Genomic DNA, 22,821 nt, shown 5'->3' with positions numbered 1-22,821 from the left:
TGTCTCTCGTGAGCTGACCGAACTAGGGCACGACGACGCCCGGGGCGCCGTCCTGGCCCGCGCTGCCCGCGTCGGGGCCGGTACCTGCGGCGCCACCGGTGCCTGCGGCGCCACCGGTGCTGCCGGTACCCGGGGTGTCACCGGCGCCGCCGTTGAGGCCGTCGTCGCCCAGGTGCGGGGTGGTGACGTCGCCACCGTTACCGCCGTTGCCACCGTTACCGCCGGCGTTGTCGCCAGCGCCGCCGGCGCCACCGTTGCCACCGGCACCGCCGTGGACGTTGTCGATCGGGCCCGAGGAGGAGTCATTGGAGGTGGTGTTCCAGTCCGGGTCGCCCCAGCGGATGTTGCTGCCGTTGCCACCATTACCGCCGGACCCACCATCACCACCGACACCGCCGGAGCCGTCGGCGTTGGCCAAGCCCGCACCGCCGGCACCACCGGCACCACCGTCGCCACCGTGCGCACCGCCGGCGTTCGGGTCACTGCCACCGCTACCGCCATTACCGCCGGTACCGCCCGTGGCACCAGATCCGCCGGCGCCGCCGACACCACCGGTACCGGCCGAGCCCTGCGGGCCCATGGTGCCCGCGCCGTCGGGGCCCTCAACGGAGGCGTGGCCGGTCACGTCGGCGATGTCGCCGCCGGTACCGCCATTGCCACCGTTGCCGCCGGCACCGATCAGACCGTCGTTGCCGTTGGCGGCACCCGAACCGGCCGCGCCGCCGTTACCGCCGGCGCCGCCCGAGCCACCGTTGCCGGGGGCGTTGTACAGACCGTGCACGGAATCGGTAGCGGGGTGAATCGAGGCACTGCCGTGACCACCGTTACCACCGTCGGAGCCGGCACCACCGACACCGCCGTTACCACCGTTACCGGCATTGCCGCCGCCGTTACCGCCGGCACCACCGCTACCGCCGCTGGCACCGTTGCCACCGCTGGTGGCCGAAATGTCGGCAGGCGACCCGCCGTCGCGGTAGCCGTTTACGCCGTCGCGTCCGTTGGTCGCGGCCGAGGCGTTGCCGCCGTTACCGCCGTTACCGCCGTCGCCGTCGACACCGGCCGCGCCCACGTTGGCACCGGCTCCACCGGCTGCACCGCCGGCCGCCGCGGCACCACCGTTACCGCCCGCTCCACCGTCGCCTCCGGCGGATCCGTTGGCGCCGACACCGTTTACCGCCAAGCCGTCCGCACCGGTACCGCCGTCGCCACCGCGGCCGCCGCTACCACCGACCCCGCCGTCACCGTTGGCGCCGACCGTGCCGTTGGCGGAGCCACCGTTACCGGCAGCGCCACCGACACCGCCCTTGCCACCGACGGCACCGTTGCCACCGTTTCCGCCGATTGCGCCGTCTCCGGAACCGTTGTTGGCGAACGTGCCACCGTCACCGGCCGCGCCATTGCCGCCATTGCCGCCGGCGCCACCGACGCCGCCAGCACCACCGTTGCCACCGATGCCGACGTACGAGGAACCCTCGCCGCCAACGCCACCGTTGCCGGCGTTGCCCCCGGCTACACCGTCACCACCGGCGCCACCTGACCCGCTGCCCGCGGAGCCGTTGGTACCGGTCCAACCGGCGCCGCCGGCCCCGCCGTTGCCCCCGTTGCCCCACGCGCCCATGCCGAAGAAGTCTTGGGCCTGGCCCGACGAGCCACCGTTGCCGCCGTTACCCGCGTCCAGCGTGGCGGTGCCATTACCTCCGGCGCCACCGTCGCCGCCGTTGCCCCACATCTCACCGCCGTGGCCCCCGTTGCCACCGTCGGCGCCCAGGCCGCCGACGCCGCCGTCACCGCCGTTGCCGATACCACCGGCATGGCCGCCGTTACCGCCGGCAACGCCCTCGAGGTTCGAGGACCAGCCGCTGCCGCCGTCGCCGAACCACAGGCCACCGGCTTGGCCGTCCACGCTGGTCTCGGTGCCGTCGGCGCCGTTGCAGATCATGCCGCAGAAGCCGTCGGTGAACGGCGCGAACAGCTGGTTGACCACGCCGTTGACGCTCGAACCGAAGTCGCTGTTGATCCAGTCCTGCATCATGTCGTGCAGCGGGAGATAGAAGCTGTCCTGCCACATTTGGGCAAAGTCGGCGTCGAACAAGCCACCGTCGGCCGCACCCGGGACACCCCACGCCGAGACGTCGAACAGGTCAAATCCCGAGGTGTTGCTGTCGCCGAAGCCGAACACGTCCCAGAACGCGTCGAGGCCGAAGTCGTCGGCCTGCGCGGAGGGAGCGGCCGCCAGGGGCGCCATCCCGAATGCCAAGAATGCCCCCACCGAGGCTGCCGCCCCGACAGCACGGTCACGCCGCCGCGCATCCCGAGCTACCCGTTGAGTGTTCTGAATGCCGCGCCGAATCTGTGCCACCGTTGACCCACCCCTTCTGAACTTTACTGAAACCTTGCTTGGGCTTAACAAAAACTGTGCCCGTCCCCCTGCGGTGATTGACCGTAGTGTTTGAGCCAACCGTTGTCCACTTGAACATACGGCAAATTGCTATAAAGTCATACTATTAGTTTGGTTTCGCCCGAATAAGTAGACAATTAGTCGCCTGCGGTTGGGGGCTCTGACCTGCTTGTAAAGGTTCCCCGGGCAGGCCCGGGCTGAAGACTCCCACAACGCGCCATCCGGAAGGTTGCTCAGCAATGCCGCTTCATCGCAGTAAGGCCACGCAAAGCCGCGACGCGCACCCAGCCGCACCGAGTCATCGTCGCCGACGGACAGTTCCCGTGCTGGCCGCGCTGGGCGCGTTCGGCCTGGCTTCAGCCGGTCTCGGACCTTACGCACACGCGGACGAATTCGATTGGGTCACAGATCTGTTCACCCCGCTTTTCGGGTTGACGGACGCGGACGCGGGCACCTCGACCGCGGCCCTCGACTGGTTCGATCCCACCGTCTGGGCCTGGCCCAGCCCGGACTTAGGTGGCACCGAGGCGCTGGCCCTGGCCGCCGACGCGACCGGTACCGCCGGCCTCTACGAGTGGCTGCACGACACCATGCAGGACTGGATCAACAGTCCGTCCGGCCAGCTGTTCGGCAACCTGGTCAACCCGCTGTTCGCACCGCTGACCGGTGGCGGCTGCGGCGTGATCTGCAACGGCGCCGACGGGACCGCGGGCCATCCCGACGGCGGGGCCGGCGGGCTGTGGTTCGGCGACGGCGGCGACGGCTGGTCGTCGAACCTCGAGGGCGTCGCCGGTGGTCGTGGCGGCAACGCCGGCCTGTTCGGCGACGGCGGTGACGGCGGGGCCGGTGGTCTGGGCGCCGACGGCGGCAGCGGCGGCCATGGTGGCGACGTGTGGGGCAACGGCGGCAATGGCGGGCACGGCGGGGACGGCGCCGCAGATGGCGGTTCGGCCGGCAACGGTGGTGACGGCGGCGACAGCAATTACCTGTACGGCAGCGGGGGTGCCGGCGGGGACGGCGGCAACGGTAGCGCCGCCGAGGGCGACGGCAGGACCGGCGGGGCCGGCGGGAACGGCGGCCGGGGAGGCGACGGCGGCCAACTGGCGGGCGGTGGAGGTGCGGGCGGCAACGCCGGCGACGGCGGCACGGCCACCGGCGCCAACAGTGTCGGCGGGTCCGGTGGCGACGGTGGTGACGGCGGGAGAATCGGCGGCAGCGGCGACTCGGCCGGAGGAGGGCAGGGCGGCAACGGCGGCGACGGCGGTACGGCCACCGGGATGGGCAGCCGCGGTGGCCGCGGCGGCGACGGCGGCTCCGGTGGCGGTGCCACCGCGGTGATACTCGGCACCAGCGGCAGCGACGGTGGCGATGGCGGCGCGGCCGGCAACGGCGGCAACGCTATTGGCGTCGGGGGCACCGGAGGGACCGGCGGCCACGGCGGCGCCGGCGGCCACGGCGTCGGCTTCGGCGGTGACGGCGGCAACGGCGGCGCGGGCGGCAATGGGGGTGACGGGGCTACCGCCGGTGCAGGAGGCCCCGGCGGCGGCGCCGGTCCGGGCACCGTCCACGGGCAAGCCGGCAGCCAGGGCTCACCCGGCCAGCCGGGCCACGCGACTTAACGGTGCCCTGACCGCCCAGCGTCACGCCGAATACTTGGCCACCAATTCGTTCTTGTAGAGCTTGCCGGTGTCGGTGCGCGGCAACTGCTCCTCGAACGCGATCGATCGCGGACATTTGTAGTGCGCCAAGCGGTCCCGTAGCCAGGCGAGCAGTTCCGCGGCGAACGCAGGCGTGGCGTCGGCCGGGTCGACCGTCTGCACAGCCGCCTTTACGCTCTGACCCATTTCGTCGTCGGGGATCCCGAACACGGCCGCGTCCAACACCTTCGGGTGCGTGACCAACAGGTTCTCCGCTTCTTGCGGGTAGATGTTCACCCCGCCGGAGATGATCATGTGGTGGCGCCGGTCGGTGAGGTACAGGTAGCCCTCGTCGTCGAGGTAGCCGACGTCGCCGACGGTCGTCCAGCCTTGCGCGTGGCGCGATTTCGCGGTCTTCTCCGGATCGTTGAGGTACTCGAAGGCGGTGCCGCCCTCGAAGTAGATCTCCCCGGCCTGTCCGGCGGGCAGCTCGTTGCCGTCCTCGTCGAGAATGTGCACCGCACCGAACATCGCCTTGCCCACCGAGCCGGGGTGCTTCAGCCATTCGTCAGCGCTGATCAGCGTGGACCCGTGCGCCTCCGAGGAGGCGTAGTACTCGTCGACGATCGGCCCCCACCAGTCGATCATCTGCTGTTTGATCTCCACCGGGCACGGCGCGGCAGCGTGCATGACCCGCTTGAGGCTGGACACGTCGTAGGAATCCCGCACTTCCGCAGGAAGTTTCAGCATCCGAGTGAAGTGTGCGGGAACGAACTGACCGTGCGTGACGCGATAGCGCTGGATCGCGTCCAGCGCGGACTCGGCGTCGAACTTCTCCATCACAACGGTGGTCAGCCCGGCCGCCTGAATTTGCATCGACCATACCGACGGTGCGGTGTGATACAGCGGCGCGGGACTCAAGTAGACCGAATCCGGGCCCATCCACACCGAGACCAGCATCGCCATCAACCCCGGCACCTCGGCCGGGGGCAGGTGCGGCAGCGGCCGTTTGATGCCTTTGGGTCGCCCGGTGGTGCCCGACGAGTACTGCAGCAGGTCACCCTCGATTTCGTCGTCGATGGGTGTATCCGGTTGGTCGGCAACGCATTCCGGGTAGCGCTGCCAACCGTCCAGGTCACCGTCGGCGATCAGCAGCAGACCGGGCAGGCCCTTCGGCAGATGCTCGGCCAGGTCGGCACAGGTCTGGCGCAGTGCGGCCGAGCCGATGATCGCCTTGGCGTTGCTGTTGTCGATGATGTACGCGGCTTCCGCGGCGGTCAGATGGGTGTTGATCGGCACGTAGTACAGGCCGCTGCGCCGCGCCGCCCACATAGCCGCGTGGATGTGCTCGTTGTTCTCCATGATGATCGCGACGACGTCGCCCTCCACCAGCCCGGCGGCCCGGAAGAAGTGCGCCAACCGATTCGCCCGGGCTTCGAGGTCGGCGAAGGTGACGACCGTGCCCGACGGGTGCAGGATGATGGCCGGGTTGTCGGCATCGACGTGTTCGCGGATCTGCATGGGCTGACTGTACCGCCCGGATTTTGACAGGTGTCAAGTGGGCGAGTCAGCGGCCGCGAGGGTGCGCAACGGTACAACTGAACCTGGCGTGTCGCGTACAGACGCGCACGTTCGCGCGAAATCGCGAAATAACGCGCAAGAAGGGGCTGCTAGCCCAGGCGCTGCTTGAGGGCCTCGAACTCGTCGCGCAGGCCGGTGGGCAGCTTGTCGCCGATGAAGTCGAACCACTCCTCGATCAGCGGGAGCTCCGCGCGCCACTCGTCGGCGTCGACGATCAGCGCCTGGTCCACGTCGGCGGCGGTCACGTCCAGCCCGTCCAGGTCCAGGTCGGCAGCGCTCGGGACCGTACCGATCGGAGTCTCCTGGCCGCCGGCATTGCCCTCGACCCGCTCCACGATCCACTTGAGCACCCGGCTGTTCTCGCCGAAGCCCGGCCATAGGAAACGGCCGTCCTCGCCACGACGGAACCAGTTGACGAAGAACACCTTCGGCAGCTTCGACTCGTCGGAGTGCTTGCCGGTGTCGATCCAGTGCTGCATGTAGTCCCCGGCGTTGTAGCCGATGAACGGCAGCATCGCCATCGGGTCGCGACGGACCTTGCCCACCGTGCCCTCGGCGGCGGCGGTCTGCTCGCTGCCCATGGTGGCGCCGATGAAGACGCCGTGCTGCCAGTCGCGGGCCTGACTCACCAGCGGCACCGTGGTCTTGCGACGGGCGCCGAACAGGATCGCCGAGATCGGCACGCCCTGCGGGTCGTCCCACTCCGGCGCGAGGATCGGGCACTGCGACATCGGGGTGCAGTACCGCGAGTTCGGGTGAGCGGCAGGGGTGCCCGACTCGGGCGTCCAGTCGTTGCCCTTCCAGTCGGTGAGATGCGCCGGGGTCTCCCCGTCGATGCCCTCCCACCACACGTCGTTGTCGTCGGTGTGACCGACGTTGGTGTAGACGGTGTTCCCGCGCTCCAGGGTGATCATCGCGTTGGGGTTGGAGCTGCGGCTGGTGCCCGGCGCCACGCCGAAGAAGCCCGCCTCCGGGTTCACCGCGTAGAGCCGACCGTCCTTGCCGAATCGCATCCACGCGATGTCGTCACCGAGGGTCTCGGCCCGCCAGCCCGGAATGGTCGGCTGGATCATCGCGAGGTTGGTCTTGCCGCAGGCCGAGGGGAACGCCGCCGCCACGTAGTAGGCCTTGTTCTCCGGCGAGATCAGCTTGAGGATCAGCATGTGCTCGGCCAGCCAGCCCTCGTCGTGGGCCATCGCCGATGCGATCCGCAGCGCGTAGCACTTCTTGCCCAGCAGCGCGTTGCCGCCGTAACCCGAGCCGTAGCTCCAGATCTCGCGGGTCTCCGGGAAGTGGGTGATGTACTTCTCGGAGTTGCACGGCCACGGCACGTCCTGCTCGCCGTCGGCCAGCGGGGCACCCACCGAGTGCAGGCCCTTGACGTAAGCGCCGTCGGTGCCGATCTTCTCCAGTGCGGCGGTGCCCATCCGGGTCATCACCTTCATCGACGCCACCACGTAGGGCGAGTCGGTGATCTCGATGCCGAGCTTGGGGTCCTCCGCGCCCAGCGGGCCCATGCAGAACGGGATGACGTACATGGTGCGACCGCGCATGCAACCGCGGTACAGCTCCGTCATGGTGGCCCGCATCTCGTCCGGGTCCATCCAGTTGTTGGTGGGGCCGGCACCTTCGGGGGTGCGGCTACAGATGAAGGTGCGCGACTCGACCCGCGCGACGTCGGCGGGGTCGGAGAGCGCCAGGTAGGAGTTGGGCTTCTTCTTCTCGTCGAGCTTGACCGCCGCGCCGGACTCCACCAGCAGGGCCATCAGTCGGTTCCACTCTTCCTCAGAACCATCGGACCACTCCACCCGGTCGGGCTGGGTGAGCTCCGCGACCTCCCGCACCCAGGCCAACAACTCGCCATGCTTCGTCGGGGCGGTGTCCAGACCGGGAATGGTCGCTGAGGTCATTGAGCTCTCCTGTGTAACCCGTGTCACTCGGTGGCGTTGCCGCAGCTGCGCGCCGCTGTCACCTCTTATACCGTCATTAAATAAGAGATTACCGTCAATAGCTACACGGATCGAAACAATCGCAACTCGGGCTATCTGTCACCCGTTACCGCGGCGTCCGCCGGGCCTGATTCACCCAGCTCAGCGCGCACCCTTTCCAACGCCCGCCGCAACGCCGGCAGCTGACGATCGCGCACCGCGGCGGCGCGGGCGGTGGCGGCCGCATGCTCGCGCAACTCCCGGTCCAACCCGGCGACCCGGTCGGTGACGCGGGCAGCCTCGGTCTCATTGTGTGCGGCGAGTTCGGCGGTGAGCGCCGACTCGGCGGCCACCACCCGCAGGGCCACCAGTTCCTGCACCGAGGACCGCACCGCGTTGGTGGCCTGCCCCACCCAGCGATCGAGCACCACCCGGTCGCGCAACAGCCCCCGAATCCGGACCACCCACACCGTTGCCACCACCCCGGCGAGGGCGCATCCGGCCGCACCCACCGCGGCCAGTCCCGGCGCGAGATGGGCGAAGACCCGGCTCAGCGTCAACGCCACGCCCAGCCCGAAGCCGATCCCCAGCACCGCCATCAACTGGGTCTCCAGCCGTCGGGACTCCAACGGGGGCTTGCCGGTGTCGACCTGGGGTAGCGGCACCGCCGCCCCGCCCGACGGTGCGTGCGAGGCCAGACCCAGTTCCTGGGCGACGTCGGCCAAGTGCTCGGTGACTCCCTGATCGACCTCCGTCACCACCTCGGTCAGCCGGTCGTGCACATAGGACTCGAATTCGGCCCACCGGCGCCGCGTCATGCCCGCCGCGTCTTCGGCGAGCTCGCTGCGTACCGAGGCGCACCGCTTGCTGGCGAAGTAGGACAGTTGCACGCGGGCCTGGGCGATGCGGCTGCGCAGCGCGATCACGCGCTCCGACTTCGACATCCGCCGCTGCCGCACCACCTCGTCACGCTGCTCCTGCAGTTGCGTCACCCGGGCGCGCCGGCCTTCCGCGCGGGCGTCGCGGTCGATCCGATCGGCGTCGGTACGCAACTGGAACTCCCACGAGCGCAGCCGGTTGCGTCGGTGGGCGTCGCCGTCCTCGAGCTGTCTGGTCAGTTCCGCGACCAGGTCCTCGACCCGCGGGTCGCCGCGCTCGGGTGCGGCGGCCGCCCCCACCCACGCGGCGTCGCGGTAGCGCGGCGCGTGGCCGGCGAGGGTTTCGCGGGCTGCTGCCCGCATCTCGCGCCACTGCCGGTGGGCGTCGATCTTGGATACGACGCCGATCACCACGTCGGTGTGGGCGGCCACGGCGTCGAGCAGAGCGCAGTCCGACTTCGTCAGCGCGGCCGCCGCAGACACCACGAACACCACCGCCAGCGGCACCTCCCCCGGCGCCAGGTCGGTGGCTTCCATCACGAGCCACTGCGGCATCCGGTCGGCCAGCACCGTTGTCATCGCGCTGACCCCGGCCAGCCAGGGGCCGGTCACCACCACCACGTCGCAGCGCCGTACCGCGGGCGGGCGCACTCCGGGAGCGAGCTCAGCGATGAGGGCATCCACCCCGGTGGCGGGGTCCGAGTCGGCCGCATCCGCACCCGGGGCGGTCATCGGCGGCCCCGCATGGTCGCCCAGGCCCGCAAGGATCCCCTGGCGATGTCGGCGGCGCAGGCTCGCTGGGCGGCGCCGACCGGTGCGCTGCGGTGGGCCTGCCAGCGGCGGGCCCGCGCCAGCACCGGTTCGTCCGGGACGTCGATCGCGGCCGTCGCAGCGGTCAGCCGGGCGGCAACTGTCGTGTCGCCGACCAGGAACTCATCGATGCGGCTGTCCCCGACCGCCATCGCCTCCAATCGGGTCACCGCCTCCGACATCCGCCGGTGGTAGACGGCGGCGCCCATGGCCTCCAGCCGGGCGACGACGCGATCGACACCGCTGAGCTGGCACAGCCGGTCGCGCGCCTGCGCCACCGTGGCACCGCGCCGGGACAGGTCGAGCAGTGCCTCGATCCCGGACAGCTCGAGGGTGGCGCACAACCGCTCGCGGGTCTGACGGGGTACCGGGTGTGGACAGCTCACGAAGTGCTCGGCTGAGCGCAGATCGGCGGGCCGGGCGGCCAGACATCCGAGCGCATCCCACAGTCGATCGTCCAGCCCATCGCCGCGCGCAGCCAGTGCGAACAACGCCGACATCGGTTCGACCGGCACCGGCATCGCTGCGGCATCATGCCCACACACGTCGGCCTTGTTCAGCACCACCAGCACCGGGCGCCGACGCGCGGCATGCAGTGCGGCGGTGTCCTCCGGTTTGACCACCTCGGCGACGACATGAACGGCCAATTCGGCAGTGTCGGCCGCACCGGGCTGCTCGGCGATGCGGACCCCGGCGGCGGCCAGCGCTGCGGCGACGGTGCGCCGGCCGACGCCGCGGCGGCCGTGCACCGCGACCTGCAGCGGCGCGGTGATGTCTGCGGCGATCGTCGCCAACCGCGGGTCGGAGTTCTGCGTGGCCAGCCCGGTCAGCTCGTCGGCGAAGAGCTGGTGCCCCTGTGTCACGACCCTGCCTCCCCGCGCAATCGGCCCCGGGGCCATGGTGTCAGCTGCTCCGCCGCGACGCGAGTCACCGCCGTACCTACCGCCCATCCGCCCGCACTAGGCAACTGTTGGGTATCAATGTGGACCGCAAAGTGGGTACACGAGGGTCCATGGGCCACCATGGACTGCATGCATGCGCCGCGCGACGTCGAAATGGCATCGGACGTCCCTGGCGTCGACACCCCGGCTCCACGCCGTTTCCGCAACTTCAGCGTCCGTTACCGGCACTCCGCTCTGTCGGACGGTCAGCGCCAAACCTGGGAGCGACTCTGGCCCGACCTGGGCGCCGACGTCGTGCCGCCCGAGGGTCCCGACCGCCCCCAGCCACTGGATCCGCGCCGCTGGTTCGGTCGCGACGCCCCCGTGGTGCTCGAGATCGGCTGCGGGGCCGGTACCTCCACGGTGGCGATGGCACAGGCCGAGCCGGACCTGGACGTGATCGCCGTGGAGATCTACGAGCGCGGGTTGGCGCAACTGCTGTGCGCGATCGACCGCGAACAGTTGGGCAATATCCGGTTGTTGCGCGGCGACGGCCTCGACGTGCTGGAGTACCTGATCGCCCCGTCCTCGCTGATCGGGGTGCGTGTCTTCTTCCCCGACCCGTGGCCCAAGGCGCGGCACCACAAGCGGCGGCTGCTGCAACCGGCCACCATGGCCCTGATCGCCGATCGGTTGCAGCCGGGCGGGGTGTTGCACGCGGCGACCGACCATGCCGACTACGCGGAACAGATCGCCGAGTCCGGCGACGGCGAGCCGGCCCTGCGCCGGGTGTCGGACCCGTCCAAGGTCGCCGGCCTCCCGATCTCGGTCGACCGCCCCACCACCAAATACGAGGCGAAGGGCCGCAATGCGGGCAGCGTGATCAACGAGTTCGTCTGGGAACGGGTCTGATGACCAGCCCCGACCTGGATGCCGCCCCGACCGACGCCGACCCGACCGCTGACGGGGAACCGACCCGTCGGGTACTGCTGGTGTGGGACGCCCCCAACCTGGACATGGGTCTGGGCGCGATTCTCGGCAGGCGCCCGACCGGGGTGGAGCGGCCCCGGTTCGATGCGCTGGGCCGCTGGCTGCTGAACCGCACCGCGGAGATCGCGGCGAATCACCCGCAGATGAAGGTCGAACCCGAGGCCACCGTCTTCACCAACATCGCACCGGGCAGCGCCGACGTCGTCCGGCCGTGGGTGGAGGCGTTGCGTAACGTGGGTTTCGCGGTCTTTGCCAAGCCGAAGATCGATGAGGACAGTGATGTCGACTCCGACATGCTCGAACACATCGCGCTGCGGAAAGAGCAGGGATTGATGGCGGTGGCCGTGGCCTCCGCCGACGGTCAGGCGTTCCGGGAACCGCTGGAAGAACTCTGCGGACTCGGCATAGCCGTTCAGGTGCTCGGATTTCGCGAACATGCGAGCTGGGCGCTAGCCTCGGATACCTTGGAGTTCGTCGACCTGGAGGACATCCCTGGTGTGTTCCGGGAGCGGCTGCCGCGGATCAGCCTGGATTCGCTGCCGGAGCAGGGAGCGTGGCTCCAGCCGTTCCGGCCGCTGAGCTCACTGCTGACCTCGCGAGAGTGACAACTGGAGAGCCTGAAGTCAGGGACGCGCGGGTCCGAAAGATGTCTCCACAGACCTTAGTAAGGAGCGTATAGGTGTTCGCCTGGTGGGGTCGAACTGTATACCGCTACCGGTTCATCGTAATCGGCGTGATGGTGGCGCTCTGCCTGGGTGGCGGGGTCTACGGAATGAGCCTGGGTGAGCACGTCACTCAGAGCGGCTTTTACGACGAGGGCAGCCAGTCGGTGCAGGCGTCGATCGTCGGCGACGAAGTCTACGGCCGGGACCGCACCAGCCATGTGGTTGCGGTCTTCACCGCGCCCAAGGGCGAGACGGTCGACGACCCGGAATGGTTCGACGCGATCAAGAGCGGGCTCAACAAGGTCAAGAACGACCACCCCGATCAGATCATGAGCTGGGTCGGCTACTTCACCAATCCCGAGGCGCTGGCCAACATGGCCGACCCGGAGAAGAAGCACGCCTTCGCGTCGATCCAGATCAAGGGCGACGACGACGACACCATCCTGAAGAATTACCAGGCTGCCGAGTCGGACCTGCAGAAACTCGACGGCGGCAAGGTCGAGCTCGGTGGTCTGCAGCCGATCGCCAGTGAATTGACCGGCACCATCGCCACCGACCAACAGCGCATGGAGGTGCTGGCGCTGCCGCTGGTCGCAGTGGTGCTGTTCTTCGTGTTCGGCGGCGTGGTCGCGGCCAGCCTGCCGGTGATCGTCGGTGGGCTGAGCATCGCCGGCGCAACTGGCATCCTGCGCTTCGCCGCCATGTTCGGGCCGATCAACTTCTTCGCCCAGCCGGTGGTCTCGCTGATCGGTCTGGGTATTGCGATCGACTACGGGTTGTTCGTGGTGAGCCGATTCCGTGAGGAGATCGCCGAGGGCTACGACACCGAAGCAGCGGTCCGCCGGTCGGTGATGACGGCCGGTCGCACCGTGGTGTTCTCGGCGGTGCTGATCATCGTCTCGGGAGCCAGCCTGCTCGTGCTGCCGCAGGGATTCGTCAAGGCGATCACGTACGCGATCTTCGCCTCTGTGGGCCTGGCCGCGCTGCTGTCGATCACCTTGCTGCCCGCCATCCTGGGCGTGCTGGGCAAGAACGTGGACGCGCTCGGGGTGCGCACCCTGTACCGAATCCCGTTCCTGCGGGACTGGGAACTCCACAATCGCGTCATCGGCTGGCTGGCCGAGAAGACCCAGAAGACCAAGACCCGCGAAGAGGTCGAGGCCGGGTTCTGGGGCAAGTTGGTCAACTACGTGATGCAGCGGCCGCTGGCGTTCGCGATCCCGATCGTGATCGCGATGGTCTTGCTGATCATCCCGTTGGGCAAGCTGACCTTCGGCGGGATGAGCGAGAAATACCTGCCGCCGGACAACACCGCTCGGGTGGCCCAGGAACACTTCGACGAGATCTTCCCCGGCTTCCGCACCGAGAAGCTGACGCTGGTGATCAAGAGCACCACCGACAAACCGGTCACCGACCAGCAGGTTGCCGACGTCCGCAACCGCGCGATGGCGATCAGCGGGTTCGTCGTCCCCGACGATGACCCCACCGAGATGTGGAAGCAGCGGCCCTACCTGCCCGGCGCCTCCAAGGACGAGTCGGTCAAAGTCATCGAGAACGGCTTGGTCAACCGCAACGACGCCGCGCAGAAGATCAAAGCGCTGCGCGCCATGAGCACACCCAAGGGCTTGGAGGTGCTGGTCGGCGGGACACCCGCACTGGAGCAGGACAGTATCCACGCGCTGGTCGCCCAAGGACCGTTGATGCTGGTGATCTTGCTGATCACCACGACGCTGCTGATGTTCCTGGCGTTCGGGTCTCTGGTGCTGCCGTTGAAGGCGGCGGTGATGAGCGCGTTGACGCTTGGCTCGACGATGGGCATCTTGACCTGGATGTTCGTCGACGGGCACGGCGCCGGGCTGTTGAACTTCACCCCGACCCCACTGATGGTGGTGGTCATTGCGCTCGTCGTTGCGGTGGGCTGGGGTCTGGCCACCGACTACGAGGTGTTCCTGGTCTCCCGGATGGTGGAGGCCCGAGAATCCGGGATGTCGACCACCGAGGCGATCCGGATCGGCACCGCCACCACCGGCCGGCTGATCACCGCGGCCGCACTGATCCTCGCGGTGGTAGCCGCGTCGTTCGTGTTCTCCGACCTGGTGATGATGAAGTACCTGGCGTTCGGTCTGATGGCGGCACTGTTGCTGGACGCCACCGTGGTCCGGATGTTCCTGGTGCCGTCGGTGATGAAACTGCTCGGCGACGACTGCTGGTGGGCACCGCGCTGGATGAAACGAATCCAGAACCGGATCGGTCTGGGCGAGATCCGGCTGCCCGACGAGCGGCGCCGGGTGACCCGCCGTCCCGCGACCGCAGCCGTCGCGCCGACCCCGGTGGGTGCGGGCGCCCCGCGCCCCACGCATGACCCCACCCACCCCGCCCCGGGCCGCGGCGCACCGGCACGGTCGCGTCCGGCAGAACAGCTTCCGACCCGGCCGGTGAGCGGCAATCCGTCCAACGCCCGGACCAATCGGATCACCACCGGCCCGGCCGAACCGCCTACCACCCGCTTCTCCGCCGCCGAGCCGACGACGGAGCGGGTACCGTCGCCCAGCAAAGACTCGCCGGGCCCGGGCGAGCAGGAACGTGAGATCGAGTCCTGGCTGGGTGAGCTGCGCGGCGGCCGCGAGGCGGCGCAGTCCCGGCGCAGCCGGCAGGGCGAGACCGATTCGGAGGCGTCCGACGAGCGGACCCGGTCACTGCCCAAACCGACCGAGAACGCGGGCGACGTCGAGAACGCCCCCACCACGGCCATCCCGGCTCAGGGCTCGCAAGGCGACCCGGAGAACCCGGCCACCGAGAAGCTCACCGCTGTCGGCGACCAGGCCGGTGACGACGCGGCGGCCAACCCGCAGACCCCCCAGCGGCGCGGTGCTGCCGGCGGTCTCAGCGCGGCTGAACTGCTGCGTCGGGAGGGTCGGTACTGACCTCCTCGGTCTCCGGGTCCGCCACGTCGGGTTCCGTGACGTCCAGCGAGTCTGAGTCCGGGGCTCCGATCAGCACCCGTACCGCCCGGTCGATGAAGGCGATCGTCGGGACGGCGAGCAGCGCGCCGACGATTCCGGCCAGGATTCCGCCGGTGGAGATGCCCAACACCACCGCCAGCGGGTGGATCGAGACGGCACGTCCCATGACCAGCGGCTGCAGTACATGGGCTTCCAGTTGGTTGACCGCGATGATCAGCCCCAGGGTGACCAGGGCGTAGATCCAGCCCTTGGCGATCAGCGCGACCAGCACGGCCAGCAAACCGGTGAGCACCGCACCGACCAGCGGAATGAACGCCCCCAGGAACACCAGCGAGGCCAGCGGCAACGCCAACGGCACGGCCATGACGGCCAAGCCGATGCCGATTCCGAGGGCGTCGACCAGCGCCACCAGGAAGGTGGCCCGCACATAGCCGATCAGTGATTCGAATCCCGCGACGCCGGCTGCGTGCACCCGCTCGCGCACCTGGCTCGGGAAGAACTTCACCGTGAACCGCCAGATGTCACGGCCGCCGTAGAGGAAGAAGATCAGCGTGAACAGCACGACGAAGGCGCCGGTGAAGATCTTGGTGACGGTCTCTGCCGTCGACAGCGCGCCGCTGGTCAGCTTGGCCTGGTTGTTGCGCAGGCCGTTGACCACGGTGTCGCCGGCACTGTCGATCTGCTCACTGCTCAGATGTAGCGGCCCCTCGACCAGCCAGTGCTGGGTCGAGTTGATCACCTGGGTGACCTGCTCGACCAGTTCGGGCACCCCGTCGATGAACTGATCGACGACGAAGCTCAGCAGCCCGGCGAGCACCGCCAAGCCGCCGAGCAGCAGCAGGAAGACCGCGAGCCCGCGCTGTACCCCGTGTCGGGACAGCCAGTCCACGCCGGGCAGCAGCAGAGCCGACATCATCATGGCGATCGCCACGGGGACGACAATCACTTCGAGGCGCCGCATGATCAGCAGCACCACCAGCGCCGCGGCGAACAGCACCAGCAAACGCCAGGCCCACGCCGCCGCCTTGCGCACCGTCGGATGTACGGATTCGTCTGCGCTGGCTGACATTCCGGTAGCGTAACGATGCCGCAGCGGGTGCACATCAGGTAGTGAGAATATCGACGTGACGCGGCTAACCTTTGAATTCGTGCCCCACGCCCCCGTTTCTCACGACTGCGTCGCTCACGACGTTGTCGTTCGGGAAGTCGTCGGGCGAGAAACCGTGGCTCCGCAGCGCCCCGGTGGCAAATACCGTTGGGTGCGCCCGGCACTCGTGGGCCTGGTCGCGGTGGTGCTCGCGGTCGAAATCGCGCTGGTGTGGGACCAGGTCTTCGCCGCATGGTGCAGCCTCTGCCGCGCCGACGGCGGCTGGCTGGTGGGGGCGGTGGTGGCCGCGGCCGCGTCGATGCACAGTTTCGCGCAGATCCAGCGGACCCTACTGGGCTCGGCCGGAGTGCACGTCACGCAGCGGCGGTCCGAGGCCGCCTTCTACGCCGCCAACTCGCTCAGTACCACCCTGCCCGGCGGCCCGGTGCTGTCGACCACCTTCCTGTACCGGCAGCAACGACGCTGGGGTGCGTCCCCGGTGGTGGCGTCGTGGCAGCTGGTGATGTCGGGGGTGCTGCAGGCCGTCGGGCTTGCGCTGCTGGGCCTGGGTGGCGCGTTTCTCCTCGGCGCCCGCAACAATCCCTTCTCCGTGCTGTTCACCCTGGGCGGCTTCATCGCGCTGCTGCTGCTGGCGCAGGCGGTCGCCTCGCGACCCGAGCTGATCGACGGCATCGGCGTCCGCGTGCTGTCCTGGGTCAACTCGGTGCGCACCCGGCCCGTTGACGCCGGGCTTGCGACCTGGCGCCGGATGCTGGGCCAACTGGAGTCGGTGAGCCTGGGCCGCCGCGATCTGTCGACGGCGTTCGGCTGGTCGCTGTTCAACTGGGTCGCCGACGTCGCCTGCCTGGCTTGCGCCGCCTATGCGACCGGTGGGCGGGCATCGGTTGCCGGTTTGACGGTGGCCTACGCCGCCGCCCGCGCGGCGGGAACGATTCCCCTGGTCCCCGGTGGCCTGTTGGTCGTGGAAGCCGTGCTGGTGCCGGGCCTGGTGTCCAGCGGCCTGACCCTGCCAGACGCCATTTCGGCAGTGTTGATCTACCGGATGATCAGCTGGTTGCTGATCTCAGCAGCGGGCTGGGTGGTGTTCTTCTTCGTCTTCCGCACCGACAACGCGGCCGGCCAGGACACCGACGACTACGCATCGGTCCTCAGCGAACCGCCACCGGTTGGGTCACCGCACCGGCCGCAGGGCCACTCACCGGCAAGCCGGTCACCGGCAGGCCGCCCCCGGGCAAGCCGCCACCCGGCAGGCCGCCCTGAGCCTGCACGGCCTGCAGTAGCCCCAGCATCTGCGGCAGGCTGACCGCCAGCTTGCACTGGTTGCTGACCTCCTGCACCGGAGCGATGATCTTGGCCAGGTCGTCCTGGACCTTCGGGTTGGCCTCGAAGTGGCTCTTCAGATTCGCCAGCGTCTGCGGGCCGGGCTGCTGTTGCAGCGCGCCGGTCATCACCTGGTTGGTGTCCGGGTGCGAGTCCAGGTAGTCACCGGTCGAGGTGACCACCTTGCCCACGGTCCGGGCGATCTCACTGGCCACGCAGGGGTCTTTGGCTGCGGTCGCCGAGGGTGCCGACGGGCCGGCCAGCAGTGTGGCGGTGACGGCACCGCCCAGAAAGACCGGCAGGGCGGCAAGGACGGCCTTGCCCGACAGACTGCGACGCAGGGTGGCACGGGTGATGTTCACGAGTTCTCCTCACGACTGGCGAGATTCCGATCGGCCCCGACGAGGCCCCGCCACGTTGCGGATGACGCTTCGAAGGTGGTCTGGTGCGCGCGATGCCCCCCGGCAGCAACGGCAGATCGAAAAGACGGCCTTTTCCCCATCCTGACAGTAACCACCTGATGCCGCCACCCGAGCACTGGTCAGCCTGGTCACAGTGTGGTTCCGCGACGGCATCGGAGCAGCTCAGAGCCGAGAGAAACGGCCAGCGCAAAAGGTTGCTGCGGTAGGCTCGCAGCACGCGACGCACCGGTGCGGGCGAGAGCGGGGAGACCGAAATCCAGCAGTTCATGATGCGCTTCAGCAACAACCTGCGCAGATTCCGCTGGGTGGTCTTCACAGGGTGGCTACTGGCTGTGCTCGTCGCGCTCTACCTGGCCGGCACCCAGTCCGGTCATCTCACCGGCGGCGGCTTCGAAGTCCAGGGATCGCAGTCGCTGCACGTGCAGTACCAGCTCGAGGATCACTTTCCCGAGCAGGGCGCCTCTCCGCTCGCCCTGGTGGCCGCGCCCCGCGCCGACGCCACCTACCGGGACATGAAGGACGCCGTCGCGCTGCTACAGCGGACCGCGAGCGAGGTTCCCAGCGTGACGGTGCTGCCGGATACGACGCAGCCGCCGCCGCGGCCGGACCGTCCTTATGTGGTGTCCCTGCGGGTGGACTTCAACAACACCGGCGCGGTCGACGTCGCCAAGAAGCTGCGCACGAAGCTGGGCGTGGACGGCGAACATCCCGGCCGGATCGCGAACGGTTCGGTGAACCTCTACGTGATCGGGCAGGGCGCACTCGGCGCCGCGGCATCGGCAAAGACCAAGCAGGACATCGGCAAGGCCGAGCGGTGGAATCTGCCGATCGTGTTGATCGTGTTGCTGGCGGTGTTCGGCTCACTGGCCGCCGCCGCGATCCCGCTGGCGCTCGGAATCGGCACGGTGATCGTCACCATGGGGCTGGTCTATCTGCTGTCGATGTTCACCGCGATGTCGGTGTTCGTCACCTCGACGGTGTCGATGTTCGGGATCGCGCTGGCGATCGACTATTCGCTTTTCATCCTGATGCGTTACCGCGAGGAATTGCGGGCCGGCCGCCAACCGCAGGAGGCCGTCGACGCGGCGATGGCGACGTCCGGGCTTGCGGTGGTGCTGTCGGGTCTCACCGTGGTGGCCTCCCTGACCGGGATTTATCTGATCAACACGCCGGTGCTGGTGTCGATGGCCACGGGGGCGATCCTGTCGGTCTCGGTGGCGGTGCTGGCGTCGGTCAGCCTGACTCCGGTGGTGCTGGCCGTGTTCGGCCGGGCGGTGGCCAAACGGTCGGCGATGCTGCACTGGGCGCGCAGCCCACAGACCGCCCAGTCGCGGTTCTGGACCAGCTGGACGGCGTCGGTGATGCGCCGCCCCTGGGTATCGGCCTTGGTGGCTGCGGGATTCCTGCTGGCCCTCGCGGCGCCGGCGTTGTCGCTGTCGCTGGGCAACAGCATGCTTCGCCAGTTCGACTCCTCCCACGAGATCCGGGGCGGGGTGGCCGCGGCGGCCCAAGCCCTCGGCCCGGGTGCCCTGGGGCCGATCCGGGTGTTGGTGACCATCCCCGGCGCGAATGCGTCGGCGCCCGCCCACGCCAAGACCTTCGCGGCGATCCGCCGGGAGATGACGCAGGCGCCCCACATCGCTTCGGTGTCCCCGCCGGTGTTCGGCAATGACAACAGCAGCGGCCTGCTGTCTGCGGTGCTGTCCGTCGATCCCGAGGACATGGCCGCACGGACCACCGTCGACTGGATGCGCGAACACCTGCCGGCGGCGGCCGGTTCGCCGGCGGTGCAGGTGGATGTCGGCGGGCCGACCGCGTTGATCAAGGACTTCGACGACCGGGTTGCGGCGGCCGAACCCGTGGTGCTGATTTTCGTGGCGCTGATCGCCTTCCTGATGCTGTTGGTCTCGATCCAGTCGGTGTTCCTGGCGCTCAAGGGCGTCGTGATGACGGTGCTGTCGGTGGCGGCTGCCTACGGCAGCCTGGTGATGGTGTTCCAGTGGGGCTGGCTGGAACGGTTCGGGTTCGCATCGTCGGGTTCCATCGACACGTTCATCCCGCCGCTTGTGCTGGCGATGACGTTCGGCTTGTCGATGGACTATGAGATCTTCCTGCTGACCCGGATCCGTGAGCGTTTCCTGCAGACCGGCAACACCCACGACGCCGTGGCCTACGGGGTGAGTACCAGTGCGCGCACCATCACCAGCGCCGCCCTGATCATGATCGCGGTGTTCATCGGTTTCGCGTTCGCCGGGATGCCCCTGGTCGCCGAGCTGGGCGTGGCCTGCGCCGTGGCGATCGCGGTCGACGCCACCGTGGTGCGGTTGGTGCTGGTCCCTGCACTGATGGCGATGTTCGCCGAGTGGAACTGGTGGCTACCGCGCTGGCTGGCTCGGATCCTGCCGTCGGTGGACTTCGAAAAGCCGCTGCCCACGGTGGATCTGGGCGACGTCGTGGTGATCCCCGATGACATCTCCGCCCTGATCACGCCCAGCGCCGACCTTCGCGTGGTGGTCAAGTCGGCGGCCCGGCTCAAAGGGCTGGTTCCCGACGCGATCTGTGTCAGCGACCCGTTGGCGCTGCGCGGCTGCGGCGTGGCTGAGGTCGTCACCAGCAAGATCGAAGCGCTGCCGGTCAGCACGCCCGCGGCGGGACCGTCGCCAGCAGGCGGCAGATCGAGAAGCCATGCGCTGGCCCGGCTGGCAGGTGGCTGGCAGGCACGTACCGGTACCGACCGGGCGCAGCCCCGCACCATCCGGCCGGTTCACCCGGTCACCGTGTGGCGACGCCGGCTCGCGGTTGCGCTCGACGCGCTGGAGACCGAGTCGTGGGCTGCCAATGAGATCGGGCTCGATGTCCCGGCGCTGACCCGGTGCCGGCCGATGGAGACGGCCGCCGTCCAATTGCCCACCGGTGACCGACTGCAGATCCCCACCGGCGCCGAGACCCTGCGCCTGGCGGGCTATCTGGTGCTGGCCCGCAACAGCGCCCGGGACTACGCCGGGCTGGCCGAGCTCGCCGACGCGCTCGGCCCGAAAACGGTTGCTGGGGCACTGACCGGAATCGATGCGTACTACTCTGGTCAACCAGCCGACGGACACTGGATGGCCACCCAACTGGTCTGTCGGCTCGCCGATCCGGAGCCCACCGCACGCGGCGACTACGCCTCCGGCGACGATGCGCTTGGAGCGAGTACGGACTGGGAACACGTCCAAGGGCGCTGCCTGGCAGTTGCCGTGGCGATGCTGGAGGAGGCGAGGTGACGTTGGCCGCGGACCGACGCCGCGGGCCGCTGCCTCGGCAGCCGTCCGGCGAGACCGACCGGCCGGTCGAGTTCTGGCCCACGTCGGCGATTCGCGCTGCGCTGCAGACCGGTGACATCGCCACCTGGCAGCTCATCGTGGTGGCACTCAAGCGCGACCCCTACGGCCGCACCGCACGCCAGGTTGAGGAGGTGCTGGAGGGCACCGAATCCTTCGGCATCGCCAAGGCCCTGTCGGAGGTCCTGGCCCGCACCCGCGCGCACCTGGAGGCCAACGAGCGCGCGGAGGTCGGCCGCCACATGCGGGTGCTGATCGAACGGTCGGGTCTGAGCCAGCAGGAGTTCGCCTCGCGGGTCGGGGTTCCCGCCGACACACTCGGGGAATACCTCAGCGGCGCGGTCAGCCCGCCGGCCTCGCTGATGATCCGGATGCGCCGACTGTCAGATCGTTTCGTCAAGCTGCACACCCGCGAGGCGCCCGACGTCGTTTGACGCCGGGTCGCCCGTTGCGTCAGCGGGCGTGGATCGGTGACATCTCCAGGACCAACCACTGACCGCCGCGCTTGGTCAGCGTCACCCGCACCGGCACCACCGACTGCTTGACCTGTTGGTTGGCGACTGTCTGGACGCTGCGCATCACGACCGCGACCCGCGCGGCCGACGGCCCGAGCGCCTCGACACCGGCGCTGAGCGTCTGCGCGTCGACCGCGATGTTGCGGTTGGCCATGTCGGTGGCGGTCCGGCCGATGCTCTCCCGGAAGGCGTTCACCCGGTCCGGGACCATGTAGGTCGCAGCCTTCTCGATCGATGCTTCAGGGTTGGCCGGCGAGACGGTGGCCGCAGCTTCGGCCATGGCGACGGCGGTCTTGACCGCCTCACCGGAGTCGGCCTCCAGGTCGCGGTCCGGAACGGTCCAGCGCAGGTATCCGAGCACTGCCGCGGCCACCAGCGCCGCCGCGGCCAGGCCGACGACTCCGAAGCGCAGGCCGGGCCGCTCGTTGTCGGTGCCGACCGTGACCTTGTCACGGCGCAGCAGCACGAAGTTGACCACCATGCCCTCGACGATCAACAGCACCAGCACCGAGCAGAGCGACACGTACCAAATCGGCCAGTCGAGCGTCAGCCCGACCAGCAGCAGGCCGCCGATCGCGGCCAGCGGCGCGACGATGTCGACGGCCAATACCCGCCACAGCGTCGGCGATTTCAGGAGTTCCAGCTTGCTCATCGAATCGACCTCAATCGGGAGATCATCAGATTGCCGGCGACGTCGGTGACGTCGAGGTGCAGCGCCCAGTGCACGGTCTGCGGCCTGCCGCCGACGTTCTCGGCGATCGAGGTGGCGATCACCATCACCGGGTCGGTACGGCCGGGGTTCGACGGTTGGTCACTTCCGGTCGCGGCCGGCTCGTCAAGGTCGTGGTGCTCCAGCTCAATGGCGACGGCTTCGATCCGGCCGGTACTGCGCGACTGGATCCGCTGCACCACGTCGCGGTAGGGCGCCAAAGCCGCGTCGAACTCGCTGTTGAGCTCGCCGACGGTCTTGTCGCGCAGCCGCGCCATGCCCTTCTCGACGTTCTCGGCGTTCAAGTTGATCAGCACGCTGGTCCAGCTAGCTGCGGTCTGCAGTACCCGGCTGCGGTAGCCGCGCTCATTGACGTCGTCGTGGTGCACTTTCCAGGTGATCAGGCTGAAGACCAGCGCGGCCACCGCGACCAGGCCGAGGGCCACCGACCCCCACCCGTAGCCGGAGAGCGCGCCGCCTGAGGGTGCCGGAGCCGGTTTGCTGTGGGTGCTCTTCTTGGTGGCTTTCCCCGGGGCCTTCTCGGTGGTCTTTTTTACGGTGTCCTGGTCCGCGGCGCTCTCGGCAGTGACGGCGCCGGGCTCGATGTTTCCGTCGTCCATCTCGGCGGAGATGTCGGGCTGCTCCTCGTCAGGCATGGCGGTGACGCTACAGGAGAGCTGCACGGTTCGTCGTGGA

General features: G+C 69.0%; 15 protein-coding genes and 1 pseudogene. 7 read left to right on the top strand and 9 right to left on the bottom strand.

Annotated features, from left to right (window positions below; genetic code table 11):
• Positions 1-22 precede the first annotated feature (22 nt).
• Positions 23-2,359, bottom strand: coding sequence for a PGRS repeat-containing protein (locus K3U94_RS23990; protein WP_220695291.1), 2,337 nt, complete (start codon positions 2,357-2,359; stop codon positions 23-25).
• Between the two features lie 362 nt (positions 2,360-2,721).
• Between K3U94_RS23990 and K3U94_RS23985 the strand changes: the two genes are divergently transcribed.
• Entirely contained in the window at positions 2,722-4,017 is a 1,296-nt protein-coding gene (locus tag K3U94_RS23985; RefSeq protein ID WP_220695290.1) for a PGRS repeat-containing protein, read from the top strand.
• Between the two features lie 21 nt (positions 4,018-4,038).
• On the opposite strand, the gene fadD4 is transcribed toward K3U94_RS23985, so the two are convergent.
• From fadD4 to K3U94_RS01045, 4 genes are all read right to left on the bottom strand, one after another.
• The gene (gene fadD4 / locus K3U94_RS01060; protein ID WP_047321427.1) at positions 4,039-5,556 is read right to left on the bottom strand and encodes a fatty-acid--CoA ligase FadD4; all 1,518 of its coding nucleotides are present in this window, start codon (positions 5,554-5,556) and stop codon (positions 4,039-4,041) included.
• Between the two features lie 149 nt (positions 5,557-5,705).
• Positions 5,706-7,526 carry a phosphoenolpyruvate carboxykinase (GTP) gene (locus K3U94_RS01055; RefSeq protein ID WP_047321428.1) on the bottom strand — a complete coding sequence of 607 codons (1,821 nt, stop codon included), beginning with the start codon at positions 7,524-7,526 and terminating at the stop codon, positions 5,706-5,708.
• Between the two features lie 131 nt (positions 7,527-7,657).
• Positions 7,658-9,154, bottom strand: coding sequence for an AAA family ATPase (locus K3U94_RS01050; RefSeq protein ID WP_047321429.1), 1,497 nt, complete (start codon positions 9,152-9,154; stop codon positions 7,658-7,660).
• Positions 9,151-10,095, bottom strand: coding sequence for a P-loop NTPase family protein (locus K3U94_RS01045; protein WP_052957059.1), 945 nt, complete (start codon positions 10,093-10,095; stop codon positions 9,151-9,153). Before K3U94_RS01045 ends, K3U94_RS01050 begins: the two co-directional genes overlap by 4 nt.
• Positions 10,096-10,263: 168 nt before the next feature.
• Between K3U94_RS01045 and trmB the strand changes: the two genes are divergently transcribed.
• The 3 genes from trmB (at position 10,264) to mmpL3 (ending at position 14,692) form a co-directional block, all read left to right on the top strand.
• A complete protein-coding gene (trmB, locus tag K3U94_RS01040) occupies positions 10,264-11,025 on the top strand; it encodes a tRNA (guanosine(46)-N7)-methyltransferase TrmB (protein WP_047321436.1) in 762 nt (253 codons plus the stop codon).
• Positions 11,025-11,708, top strand: coding sequence for an NYN domain-containing protein (locus K3U94_RS01035; protein ID WP_047321430.1), 684 nt, complete (start codon positions 11,025-11,027; stop codon positions 11,706-11,708). The genes trmB and K3U94_RS01035 overlap by 1 nt, the downstream gene beginning before the upstream one ends.
• A gap of 74 nt (positions 11,709-11,782) precedes the next feature.
• Positions 11,783-14,692 (top strand): trehalose monomycolate exporter MmpL3, encoded by a 2,910-nt coding sequence (mmpL3, locus tag K3U94_RS01030; protein ID WP_220695289.1) that lies wholly within the window; start codon positions 11,783-11,785, stop codon positions 14,690-14,692.
• Here mmpL3 and K3U94_RS01025 read toward each other — a convergent pair.
• Positions 14,652-15,800, bottom strand: a complete 1,149-nt coding sequence (locus tag K3U94_RS01025; RefSeq protein ID WP_047321572.1) for an AI-2E family transporter — start codon at positions 15,798-15,800, stop codon at positions 14,652-14,654. The genes mmpL3 and K3U94_RS01025 overlap by 41 nt on opposite strands.
• A 154-nt stretch (positions 15,801-15,954) precedes the next feature.
• Between K3U94_RS01025 and K3U94_RS01020 the strand changes: the two genes are divergently transcribed.
• Positions 15,955-17,142, top strand: a complete 1,188-nt coding sequence (locus K3U94_RS01020) for a lysylphosphatidylglycerol synthase transmembrane domain-containing protein (RefSeq protein ID WP_230987675.1) — start codon at positions 15,955-15,957, stop codon at positions 17,140-17,142.
• A 16-nt stretch (positions 17,143-17,158) separates the two neighbouring features.
• Here the strand turns inward: K3U94_RS01020 and K3U94_RS01015 are convergent.
• Positions 17,159-17,521: pseudogene (locus tag K3U94_RS01015) on the bottom strand (hemophore); the annotation flags it as partial.
• A gap of 326 nt (positions 17,522-17,847) precedes the next feature.
• Here K3U94_RS01015 and K3U94_RS01010 point away from each other — a divergent pair.
• Both K3U94_RS01010 and K3U94_RS01005 read left to right on the top strand, forming a co-directional pair.
• Complete coding sequence (locus tag K3U94_RS01010; RefSeq protein ID WP_220695287.1) at positions 17,848-20,844, top strand: MMPL family transporter; 2,997 nt, start codon at positions 17,848-17,850, stop codon at positions 20,842-20,844.
• Positions 20,841-21,335: a helix-turn-helix domain-containing protein gene (locus K3U94_RS01005; RefSeq protein WP_047321570.1), complete on the top strand. Its 495-nt coding sequence runs from the start codon at positions 20,841-20,843 to the stop codon at positions 21,333-21,335. The genes K3U94_RS01010 and K3U94_RS01005 overlap by 4 nt, the downstream gene beginning before the upstream one ends.
• A 19-nt stretch (positions 21,336-21,354) precedes the next feature.
• On the opposite strand, the gene K3U94_RS01000 is transcribed toward K3U94_RS01005, so the two are convergent.
• Both K3U94_RS01000 and K3U94_RS00995 read right to left on the bottom strand, forming a co-directional pair.
• Positions 21,355-22,068, bottom strand: a complete 714-nt coding sequence (locus K3U94_RS01000; RefSeq protein WP_047321569.1) for a hypothetical protein — start codon at positions 22,066-22,068, stop codon at positions 21,355-21,357.
• Positions 22,065-22,781, bottom strand: a complete 717-nt coding sequence (locus tag K3U94_RS00995; protein ID WP_047321568.1) for a hypothetical protein — start codon at positions 22,779-22,781, stop codon at positions 22,065-22,067. Before K3U94_RS00995 ends, K3U94_RS01000 begins: the two co-directional genes overlap by 4 nt.
• Positions 22,782-22,821: the final 40 nt, after the last annotated feature.

The sequence above is a fragment of the Mycolicibacter heraklionensis genome (genome assembly GCF_019645815.1).
Taxonomy (GTDB): domain Bacteria; phylum Actinomycetota; class Actinomycetes; order Mycobacteriales; family Mycobacteriaceae; genus Mycobacterium; species Mycobacterium heraklionense.
This window is presented reverse-complemented; position numbering and strand designations above follow the sequence as displayed.

Coding starts and splice junctions, on each gene's coding strand:
- fadD4 (WP_047321427.1), bottom strand. CDS start 5,556: ATGCAGATCCGCGAACACGTCGATGCCGACAACCCGGCCATCATCCTG.
- K3U94_RS01055 (WP_047321428.1), bottom strand. CDS start 7,526: ATGACCTCAGCGACCATTCCCGGTCTGGACACCGCCCCGACGAAGCAT.
- K3U94_RS01050 (WP_047321429.1), bottom strand. CDS start 9,154: ATGACCGCCCCGGGTGCGGATGCGGCCGACTCGGACCCCGCCACCGGG.
- trmB (WP_047321436.1), top strand. CDS start 10,264: ATGCATGCGCCGCGCGACGTCGAAATGGCATCGGACGTCCCTGGCGTC.
- K3U94_RS01035 (WP_047321430.1), top strand. CDS start 11,025: ATGACCAGCCCCGACCTGGATGCCGCCCCGACCGACGCCGACCCGACC.
- K3U94_RS01025 (WP_047321572.1), bottom strand. CDS start 15,800: ATGTCAGCCAGCGCAGACGAATCCGTACATCCGACGGTGCGCAAGGCG.
- K3U94_RS01010 (WP_220695287.1), top strand. CDS start 17,848: ATGATGCGCTTCAGCAACAACCTGCGCAGATTCCGCTGGGTGGTCTTC.
- K3U94_RS01000 (WP_047321569.1), bottom strand. CDS start 22,068: ATGAGCAAGCTGGAACTCCTGAAATCGCCGACGCTGTGGCGGGTATTG.
- K3U94_RS00995 (WP_047321568.1), bottom strand. CDS start 22,781: ATGCCTGACGAGGAGCAGCCCGACATCTCCGCCGAGATGGACGACGGA.